This window comes from Candidatus Rhabdochlamydia sp. W815 (assembly GCF_018642185.1).
Classification (GTDB): Bacteria; Chlamydiota; Chlamydiia; order Chlamydiales; family Rhabdochlamydiaceae; genus Rhabdochlamydia; species Rhabdochlamydia oedothoracis.
The window spans coordinates 1-10,130 of the sequence record NZ_JAAVTY010000050.1; the positions used below are offsets into that span (position 1 = coordinate 1).

Here is a 10,130-nt window from a genome sequence, read left to right on the forward strand (position 1 = left end):
CGGACTATTAATGTTTGGACTACTGGGATATTGGATGAATTTCTTAAGTCGGCAAGTATCTTTAAAACAGTAAATTTAATTCAAGATAGGTTCATGTATGACAACTACGCAAAATATACATTCTGATTACGAATTACATACAGAAATAGCAAAACTGTGCTCAGAGTATCAAGAGAGTTTTAAAACCATAACCTGTCAATATGCTTTTTTTCATATTATTTTTTTTCTGATTGCTCTTATAGAGTTGTCTATTTTAGTGCTCTTTTTTACATTTCTTACAAAACCCGCTGTCATTGCATTCACCTTAGCGGGAATTTTTCTAACTACCTTTTCTTATTTCATGCTGCATTTTTATTTTCAAGCTAAGAAACCACAACAAATGCAAGATATGCATAATCAATTCATCCAAGATTGTATTCATCATATCTCTTCTTCTCATGGCTTAGCAGAGTACCACCTCTTTCTCTCTCAAGCCTTGCATATTTTCTTAAATACTTTTTCCTACCAAGAATCTCAATATTACTCTCTACCCTTGCAATCAAAGGCTATTACTTCTTTACTTGAGAAATTTAGTGTGTGGATGCACTGGAAAGATCTCTATTTGATGAAAGAAAAGATCTTGCTCTCAATTATACAACAACATATAGAATACGTAAAACTCTACCCAACAGATCTACAAGCGCATGCAGGTCTTGGCAAAGCCTATTTTGAACTAGCAAACTTGTATTGTCATCCTGATAAAATTTACGAAAAGAAATTACCTTGGATCTCTCCTGAATACGATTCTGAAGAGCTACAAACCAAGTTCATTAAATCTTGTTATTGCGCTATTGAAGAGTTTCATATTCTCGATGCTTATTCCCCAAAAGATCCTTGGGTGCATATGCAATTAGCAGGGATTTATCACAGTTTAGATGAACCTTTAAAAGAGATTGAACACTATGAAAAAGTACTAGCTGTTGTAGAGAAAGAAGAGCAAATTCTTCTTCGTTTGGGAACTCTCTATTTTCAAAATGGTGCAAGCGCTAAAGGACTACAGCTTTATGAAAATCTTAAAGAGATCAGCGAACAAGCAGCTGCTGAACTTCTCTCTCAATATGGCTCTTTTAGCTTGTAGCTAATAGCGTTTTCCAATCCAATGAGCCAATTAGAATACCCAATAAACATAGCCCGTTAGCCGCCCAATTGATTTTTTCTCGATAAAACCATCTACCCCATAAATTACAAAAAATAATCACTGTAATTGCAAACACAGGAAAAATAGCCGCGTGTTCTAAAGAAGTAGAAGCCTCTGTTGATAAAAGCATAAAAAACGTACCCACTCCATTGGTAAGTCCTCCATAAATGCCATATTGTAATTCTAGTGGATTGAGAGCTTTTACTCTTGTCTTAAAATAAAAAAAAGTTTGAAGAAGAGCCGCTGTAGCATACATGATGGGCATAAACCACTGGCAGCATGCTTCACTATTTTCAAAAGGGAAAAAAAGTCCTCTTGCCTCAGGGAAATTAATGCAAAGAGCGCGCCATTGAAAAAATAGCAAAAATAAAATATGCAAGAAAAAAGTGGCTGTCATAAAAAGGAGCCATTTTTGAAAATGGAAGGATCTCATTGCGCTACAACCTGCCCAAAACAGCCCAATTACCATGAGAATAGAGCCAAAAGCATTCCACATTGTGTAAAAATAACCAAATTTACTTCCAAATAAAAGCACCATTGCTAACATGGGTAAGACCGTAGAAGCATTTAAAGCGGCAAAAGTGAGCCCAGGAGGACCTGATTCTAATGTTTTGCCAAGGGATGTAAGCATAACAGAGAGAATGATCCCTGCAACTACAGCAAATAAAGCCATGGAGTAGCTCCAAGAAAAATCTGCCAGGCGAATAGGATTGAGAAAAACAGCAATGAGAGCAATTACACTTAGCATAATCATCAGAAATCCTCTTGTAGAGCCTCCTGAGTCAATGCTACGACGCATACAAAAATTACTAATAGCTACAAAAAATGAGGCTAGTAACATCAATTGTATTCCCATATTTCTCCATATGATGGATCAGCGTAAGAAAAAATGTTTTTTTGCTCAACATTTGAACAATATTGTATCGTGAATATAATTTAAAAAAATTCAAGTGGGAGAAAACCGCGTGAAAAGAAATACTTTTTTACTATTGATCGTTTTACTGACCTCAGGTTATCTACACGCAGATCCAGATGATCCTGTTTTTAGAGAAAGTATTGAGCTCAGGCAAATTGCCGATTATTGGAAAGAACAAGAGTACGCCTTAGCTAAAGAGCGCATCTACCAATTCTTAGAAACCTACCCAACGACTGTTTTTAAAGAACAATTATATGCCATGCTAGCTGATCTTTTTGTAAAAGAGAAAAATTACCTAGCAGCTATAGATTTTTATCAAAAAATCCCTTTTGAAAAAAAATCGCAAACCAGCTTATTTCACAATGTCTATTGTCTCTATCAATTAGGTCTATGGGAAGAGGTAATTACCCAAGCTCCACATGTAATGAAACACGCTAGCACAACTAAAGAACAATTAGACATAGTACGTTTTTCTTTTGCAGAAGCTCTGATGCAAACCGCACTAAAGATCGAAGATTCCTCTCATAAAAAAGAGGTGCTTTTACAAGCTGAATCTGAGTATAAAAGACTGCTTAGCACCCGCTATGCTTGTGATTCCCTCTATTCTTTAGCTCATATCAATGTCCTTTTAGAGAACCCTATGCAAGCAGCTCATCTCTATCTCACGCTAGCTGAAAAAGACTCTGAAAATAAAGAGCAGTACTTGTTCCAAGCAGGTTATTTACAAATGAAAATAGATCCGAATAAAGCTATAGAAAACTTGGAAAAGGTTTGTTCTTTAAAAAAAGAAAAAGGATCTCAAGCAGCTCATCTATTATTGCAAATACTTTTTCAGCAAAGAGAGTATAGCAAAATCCTTATCATGCGCGAGAAACTAAGCGATCTCATCGTTTCAGATCCTTTGATTTCCTATTATACAGGCAAAAGCCTGTATCAAATCAATAATCCCGATCAAGCGATTTTTTTTCTCATGCAGTTTCTCGAAAGTCCCAACGACGCCTCTTACGAAAAAAGCGCCATAATCACTTTGATTTCTTGTGCAAAAATGACTAAAAATTGGTCTCTTTTAGAAGAAAATCTTGAATACTTAATACATTCTTTCCCTCAAGATACACAAACATTAGATCTGATTTTGATGTACACCCAGTTATGTAAACAGGAGAAAAACTGGGGGAAAATGGCAGAATACTCGCAAAAACTATTAGAATTATCCCCCGATCATCCTAAAAAAGAAACCTTGATTTACGAACAAGGTCTTTGCTCTATTCATGAACAAAATCTAGAGCAAGCCATTCAGAAGATTTTAGCATTTTTAGAAAACTTTCCTCATTCTGCTTATGCAAAACCAGCATGGCGCCATCTTTTAAATTGTTGCATGCAGGATCTAAAACAGTCTCCTCTAGATCTATATTCTGAAAAACAAGCTGTATTCATCACCCATACAACAAAAGCTTTGGAACAACCAGAGCTTTTTTCCGAGGAAGAAAAACAAAAAATGCACTGGTTGCTCATTCAATCCCTATTTGAACAAAAGCAGTATCAAAAATCTCTAGATGCATCTGAAAAATATGTAGAGCAATATGGATGTTCAGCTGATACGTATCTTTTCACAGCTCTGTGTCAAGAACACCTCGGCGTAGAAGCTCTTCAAATAGCAGGGAACTTCGAAAAGGCATTAGCTGATCCAAAATCCACACATGGACGCATTTGCAATCGTAAGCTTTACAACTTGTATCTATCTGCTGCACAAGAAATGCCCGAAAATTTAAGCGAGGCTCTTTTCTTAAAAGCAGCAAACTGCCTTTTTGCCAATATAGATGAGTCAGTGGAGTTAAATAACCTCGATTGGCTGGCTCACTTTTACTATCAGCAATTTGAAATTGCAGAAAAAGAAAACAAAAATTTTTATGCTAAGCGAGCCAAAATCTCTTTTGAAAAACTTCTTGATCACCGTAGCTTGCCTGTTGAATCTTGGTTAGAATTAGAAGTATTAAAACTTTGCGCTTTATATGATTCTCTTAGAGAAAAAGCAAAAAAAACGCCTCTCTTAGAAATGCTAGCAAAGCAGCAAAAAGAGTTTTTCTCTATAGAATGGAAGTGGCAAAGAAGAGTGCTCTTTGAATTAGCCCTTTCCTATCAAGAGCAAAAGCGTTATAAGGAAGCAATCAAAGTATATGACAATCTCATTGATTCTTCTAAACATGTATTATCTTACTACGGAAGTGCTGCTCTTCTAGAAAAAGCGCGTTTACAATTTTCTCTACTCTCTGAACAAGAAAGGCAAGAGGGCTCTAAAACCATTATAGCTATTTGCGATGCGTTAAAAGAAGTACAGATTAGAAAAAAACTTTTATCAGAACCACTTCATTTGGAAGCTGCCTTGGAATACATCGAAGTAAAAACTTGTATATCTTCTAGCCCTTTAGAAAGGAAATTAGAATTACTTCTGCAGATGAGAGATGCTTTTTCTTTAACAGAGGATCCCTCTGTTCAATACTACCTCTCGACACAAGATCTTTTTCCAGATAAAATGCAATTGTATCAAGATTATTTAAGCTTTATTGATTTAGAGATAATCTCTATAAAGGCTCAATTAGCTAAAAAAAATCAACGTAAAAACATTTATCAGAAATTGAAAAAAAATGCTCTTGCCAGACTCGATGAATTAGAAGCAAAAGGCCTACATGACTCATTACAAATGAGAGTACAATTGAGCAAGGAGACTCTACAAGATATTTTATGACAGCATCCTTAAAAAATCGTTTCATTTTTCTCTCATGCCTTGTTTTCTCTCTTGCTATGCATGTAGCTTGTATATGTATCCTTTATTCTCTTTCTTTGCATAAACAGCACAATCTCTCTGCACTTTTTTGGTTTTCATCATCAAATCCTCATCTTTTACAAATAGATGAAGAGAACAAACAACATACTTTGCAAGAGGTTTTTGAACAAATTGTGGTGGTTCCTTCCAATCATCAAACCCCGTATGATTTACTCTCATCTAATCGCTCACTTGAGTTAGCTCCTGACCTAGAATTGGTTGATTCTTTATCTCTTGTAAAGAGAAATCCTCTATCTTTTTCTATAGAAGAATCTTACTCTCTAATTTCTGTTTGCTTGCCCAAATTAGAAAGCGAACCTCTTTTAACTCCTCCTACTACCTCAATGGATTCTTTTGTTAATAAAAAACCGGAAATTGATCCTGTAATGCAAACGACATTAGCTCCTCAGCTACTACCACAAGCATCAGAGACATTTAATGATAAAGAGCAACTGTCCTTACCTAAAGAAAATAGGAGAGCCACTATCTACAAAGAAAATCTGAAATTTCCCCTAGCAGCTCCTGCGATAAATTTATCCATTCAAAATATTTCTCCTATTATAGATCCTCACCAAATAGATCAACTAGCTGCTCAAATGAAAAGTCCTCCTGCTCTTTTTTCAGAAATAGAACATTTGGAAGTTCAGCGTCATTTTTTACCTGAAATTTCTCCTATTTCTCGTTTGAAAAATTACTGCTTTCCTTCTTTTGCCATTGCTAATGATTGGAATCACCTCTTCGAAACACACGTAAGCTATACTCCTCAAGATAAAGGGTATGTATTCTCCGTCGAGCTTTTCCCTAAACGAGACTTAAGCCACTATCGCTTAAAACAACATATCTGCTTTATTCTAGATCGTTCCAGAGCCGTTCCTAGACATCGCTTTGCTGTTTTTAAAAGAGCGGTTCTAAAAGCATTAGCAAGTATGCAAGAAGAAGATAGCTTTAACATTTTTATCATTGATAAAAAAGTAACCTGTTTTAACGCATCTAAGCTCAAAATTTCCAAGCAAAATATTCGGCAAGCAGAAGAATTTTTAGAAGCGCAAACATTTGGTAGTAAAGCTTCTTCCTCCGATATTTATAAAAGCTTGGAAAGCTTGCTTTTAGACCTATCGCAACAAGAGATCGTTTGTAATGCCATTTTGTTAACCGCTGGTAAAAACACGTTTAACTCCACACTGCAGCAACAAACGGTTAAAAAATGGCTAGAAAATAAACAAGGCCATATAACGCTTCATACCGCAGCTGTGGGGAGAGAAAATGACCTGACATTTTTCAATCTTATGAGTACGAGCGGTGGGGGTTTTCTGGTTTACTCCGATACACATGCCTCTTTTCCACGTAAACTGGCTAAGTTGGTATTAGATCTAAAAGACCCACTTCTGACACATCTTACTCTTTCAGCTAAACCCTCCGATGTTACCTCTTTTGTGGACTTAAGCCCCTCTTCTCAATCGGTTCTCTACCAAGGGACTCCCTATAAAATTACAGGTTATATAGATGACCCTTGTACATTTGAACTATCCATCCAAGGTAAACAACATCGCCAATGGATTGCTATCAAAAAAAACATTTGCTTTGCTGATGCAGAAGAAGCTGCTCCCTATTTAGAAAACCAATGGAAAATGACAAAAGCACATGCGCGTTTTTTAAAAGAAGGGAAAAGAGATTTACTTAGCGATGCAGAAAAAGTCTTAAAATCCCGCTTTGAAGCAGCATTCGAATGAGCTTACGTATTCTAGGCGGCGATTTTCGCGGTCGTCTGCTTAAATCCCCCAAAACTTTACTAACTCGTCCTACCCTAGCGGTGCTCCGCAAAGCGGTATTTGATATTCTCCATGACAAGATTAAAGATGCTCTTTTCCTTGATTTATTTGCAGGATCTGGAGCAATGGGTATAGAAGCTTTGAGTCGAGGGGCTTCGCATGTCACCTTTGTTGATAAAAACCAGTTAGCAACACGCTGTCTAAAAGAAAATATTCAATTACTACAATTAGAAAAACACTGCTCTATTTTGCCATGTAGCTATAAACGAGCTTTAAAACAGTTGGTCAAAAAAGAGCTCCAGTTCGATATCGCTTATATCGATCCTCCTTATGAACTCTCTCTTAAAACAACTATTTTGCAAGAGATCTTTGCATTATTTGATAACTCTTGTTTAATCAAACCAAATGGAATTGTCTTTATTGAAGAAACCGCTCATACGCAGTTTGAGCTTAAATCATTTACATTTGTAAATGGGCGGAAATTTAGTGATACGCTTTTGCAGCAGTATCAAAGAGAAAGCACCTACTAAAGACGAGGTCTTTAGTAGATTTAAGAAAAAGCGGGTCATACCTCTTTTCCTCTTTCATAAAAAGATTCTACCATTTTGCCCTCTTTATCGTATTTCTTCTTCACACCATGTAGCTCATCCTCGAGAAAGGTCTGAGAGATATAGGGGGAGCCATCATCGTAGAATTTATTAAATTTACCATGTCGTTTACCCTCTTGATATTCCGCTTCAAACACAAGAATCCCTGCTTGATTCCACTCTTGATAAAGACCATTCATAAGATCGTTGTCATACTCTACACTTTTGGCCAGCTCTCCATTCAAATGGTAGGTTTTCTCAGTTCCTTTTCTCTTATCTTGCTGATAAGGTGTTTCTACAAAGGGTTTCTGATTGGGGTAATATTGTACGCATATCCCTTCTTTACTATCCTGATGAAAAGGTATAGCCACTAATAATTGTCCCTCTGGTGAAAATATTTTAGCAATTCCCTCTTTTTTCCCATTTACATAAGGGGTAACTCCTACTTTTACTCCTGCTTCGTTATATTCTATAACCTCTTTTTCCAATTGGTCATTTACGAAGAAAGACTCAAAGGCTTTGGTTTTTGCAAAATATTCATTCGGCGGGTAATACACTTCGTGAATACCGTTTCTTTGATTATCCTTATAGTGATACACAACTTCTCTGCCATCAGGCAACTTTTCAAAAAACCGTCCATCGAGCTTTCCATGATTGTAATTAGCCTCCTCTACTAACACTCCATCAGCTGACCAAATGGCTTTACTTCCATGCATTTGGCCATGTTCATAATGCACGCACGAGAAAAGAGCTCCATTTTGATGGTACACTTTTTGTTTACCGTGCATTTCTCCTTTCTCATCAAAAAATACATGTTGGGCAATTTGTAAAAGTTTTTTGTCTGCGTTAACCACACTTTTTTCTTGTAATTGTTGAGCAGAATAATACTCTTTGTGTTCTCCTACAGGGAGACCTTGTTTAAAAGTTTTAATTGCACAAGGGCCGCCATCTTCATACCAGGTTTTCATGGTTCCTTCTAATAAATCATTAGAGTAGTTCACAAATGCTTTTTGTTGACCATTTGGATAATATTCTTCATGCACACCATTGAGTTTTCCTTCCTCATCATAATGTGTGATCTCTCTAAGAAGATCTGTACTCCACCATGCTTTTACAACACCTATTAACCTATCTTGATCGTAGTTAGCGCATACAATCTGCTCTTTTTTATTATTCCATTCTTGATACAAGCCCTGCTTTTTTCCTAAATCAAATTGAATGCTTAATTGCAAAACCCCGTTTTCATGCCAATGTTTTTGTTCTTGGTCTAATTTACCCATCACATGATGTTCCTGGGTTTTAAGTTGTCCATTTTCATACCATTGTTCATAAAGACCATCTAAACCTTTATTTTTAAAAACAGCTCTTTGTGCGAGATTTCCATTCTCATACCATTCTTCGTAAAGCCCTTCTTTTTCATTCTCTACATACATAGCTTTTAACTTGATCTGTCCCGATGGATAATACTCTTTCTGTTCCCCATTGAGTTTACCCATATCGTAGTTATACTCTACTTTAAGGTTTCCATTATCATGCCACTGCAGATATTTTTGATGATTTTTACCATCTAGTAGAGAGTAATGAGCAATGAGTTGTCCTTTGTCATTGCATTCAATGATAGGTTCTATGGTATTGCCCTTCTCATCAAAATGCGCAGATAAAATCTGTACGCCATTCTCTGCTTTGCGCCAATGCTTACCAATCGGCTGACCTTTTATGTAATTACCTTCTCCTAGTAATTTACCTTCTGTACTGAAAAAGCGCTCTTTCCCCTCTTTTAAACCTTCTTTATAAGCTACTTTATAGCTCTCTTGTCCATTAGCATGATATTTGACATGTAATCCTACAAGCTTTCCTTCACAAAAATCTTGAACCTCTTGCATCACCTCATCGGGCGTATAGGCAATAACCGCAGGATCTCTACCATTGGAATGAAGAGATCCATTTTTATATTGAAGAACGGTTTTTTTCCTACCAGTTGGATACCATTCCATTGCACACCCATGAGGAACACCCTCTTCATAAGGAATGACAGCAGCGCGTTTTCCCTTCTCGTGATATCTGATCACCTCACCGATAATCTTCCCATTTTCATAAATCACCTCTTCTGCTTTTTCTGCATTGGGGTGATAGGAAACCATTAATCCATCTCTTTGTCCCTGTTTAAACCCACAAGTTCCTTGCAGCGTTCCATCTGGGAAAAAAAGCTTCATGGTTCCATGTAACACTCCACGATCATAGATCATTTTCTTCTCTAATTTCCCTTCGGCTGTAAAAAACAAACACACACCATGAGGTACAGCTTTTAATTCCTCCCCATCCTCGATTACAGATAGATCTGTTTCTGTTTTAATCTGTCCATTGGGATAGAGTAAAATTTGCTTAACAACTTGACTCGGTTCCCGATCATAGAATACCACTTTTTTAGGATTTGAATTGGGATAGGTTTCTATAATCTTAGAAGACCAGTGAGGTTGACGCATTTTAGGCCCAACTTCAGAGCCAAAAGATATTTTTACACACAAAAGACAAAAGGTTAAAAAGACAAATCTTAGCATAATTAGGATCTCCTTGAAATAACTATTTTTTCACTTAAGCATAAAACAGGTATCTCTTTCAGACAAGCTCTTAAGAGCCTGTTTAAAATCTTTTCAAAAGTAGAACAATAAAAGCGAGAACCACCATATTCAGGCTTGTATGTAGTTTTCTTTCGCAATTTTTCCATAGCCTGCGACATTTTTCTATCCACGCAAAAGAACGCTCTATAACCCATCTTTTGGGAATAACTGTAAAAGTATGAAGTGTATTTCTTTTGGCTATTTCTAACATACATCCTAATATTTCCTGGACACTCTTTATA

The 10,130-nt window shown here is 36.5% G+C and carries 7 protein-coding genes; 4 read left to right on the plus strand and 3 right to left on the minus strand.

The window, feature by feature from the left end:
* Positions 1-97 precede the first annotated feature (97 nt).
* Complete coding sequence (locus RHOW815_RS04620) at positions 98-1,117, plus strand: tetratricopeptide repeat protein (RefSeq protein ID WP_215217169.1); 1,020 nt, start codon at positions 98-100, stop codon at positions 1,115-1,117.
* Here RHOW815_RS04620 and RHOW815_RS04625 read toward each other — a convergent pair.
* The gene (locus RHOW815_RS04625; protein ID WP_215217170.1) at positions 1,107-2,033 is read right to left on the minus strand and encodes a hypothetical protein; all 927 of its coding nucleotides are present in this window, start codon (positions 2,031-2,033) and stop codon (positions 1,107-1,109) included. The genes RHOW815_RS04620 and RHOW815_RS04625 overlap by 11 nt on opposite strands.
* Before the next feature lie 109 nt (positions 2,034-2,142).
* Between RHOW815_RS04625 and RHOW815_RS04630 the strand changes: the two genes are divergently transcribed.
* The 3 genes from RHOW815_RS04630 to rsmD are packed head-to-tail and all read left to right on the plus strand — an operon-like array spanning position 2,143 to position 7,213.
* Entirely contained in the window at positions 2,143-4,836 is a 2,694-nt protein-coding gene (locus RHOW815_RS04630) for a tetratricopeptide repeat protein (RefSeq protein ID WP_215217171.1), read from the plus strand.
* A complete protein-coding gene (locus tag RHOW815_RS04635) occupies positions 4,833-6,644 on the plus strand; it encodes a vWA domain-containing protein (RefSeq protein WP_215217172.1) in 1,812 nt (603 codons plus the stop codon). The genes RHOW815_RS04630 and RHOW815_RS04635 overlap by 4 nt, the downstream gene beginning before the upstream one ends.
* Positions 6,641-7,213, plus strand: coding sequence for a 16S rRNA (guanine(966)-N(2))-methyltransferase RsmD (gene rsmD, locus RHOW815_RS04640; RefSeq protein ID WP_215217173.1), 573 nt, complete (start codon positions 6,641-6,643; stop codon positions 7,211-7,213). The genes RHOW815_RS04635 and rsmD overlap by 4 nt, the downstream gene beginning before the upstream one ends.
* Positions 7,214-7,248: 35 nt before the next feature.
* On the opposite strand, the gene RHOW815_RS04645 is transcribed toward rsmD, so the two are convergent.
* Both RHOW815_RS04645 and RHOW815_RS04650 read right to left on the minus strand, forming a co-directional pair.
* Positions 7,249-9,828: a toxin-antitoxin system YwqK family antitoxin gene (locus tag RHOW815_RS04645; protein WP_215217174.1), complete on the minus strand. Its 2,580-nt coding sequence runs from the start codon at positions 9,826-9,828 to the stop codon at positions 7,249-7,251.
* An 82-nt stretch (positions 9,829-9,910) separates the two neighbouring features.
* Positions 9,911-10,130, minus strand: a 220-nt coding sequence (locus RHOW815_RS04650; RefSeq protein WP_215217175.1) for a transposase, incomplete at its 5' end; no start/stop codon positions are given.

Coding starts and splice junctions, on each gene's coding strand:
- RHOW815_RS04625 (WP_215217170.1), bottom strand. CDS start 2,033: ATGGGAATACAATTGATGTTACTAGCCTCATTTTTTGTAGCTATTAGT.
- RHOW815_RS04635 (WP_215217172.1), top strand. CDS start 4,833: ATGACAGCATCCTTAAAAAATCGTTTCATTTTTCTCTCATGCCTTGTT.
- RHOW815_RS04620 (WP_215217169.1), top strand. CDS start 98: ATGACAACTACGCAAAATATACATTCTGATTACGAATTACATACAGAA.
- rsmD (WP_215217173.1), top strand. CDS start 6,641: ATGAGCTTACGTATTCTAGGCGGCGATTTTCGCGGTCGTCTGCTTAAA.
- RHOW815_RS04645 (WP_215217174.1), bottom strand. CDS start 9,828: ATGCTAAGATTTGTCTTTTTAACCTTTTGTCTTTTGTGTGTAAAAATA.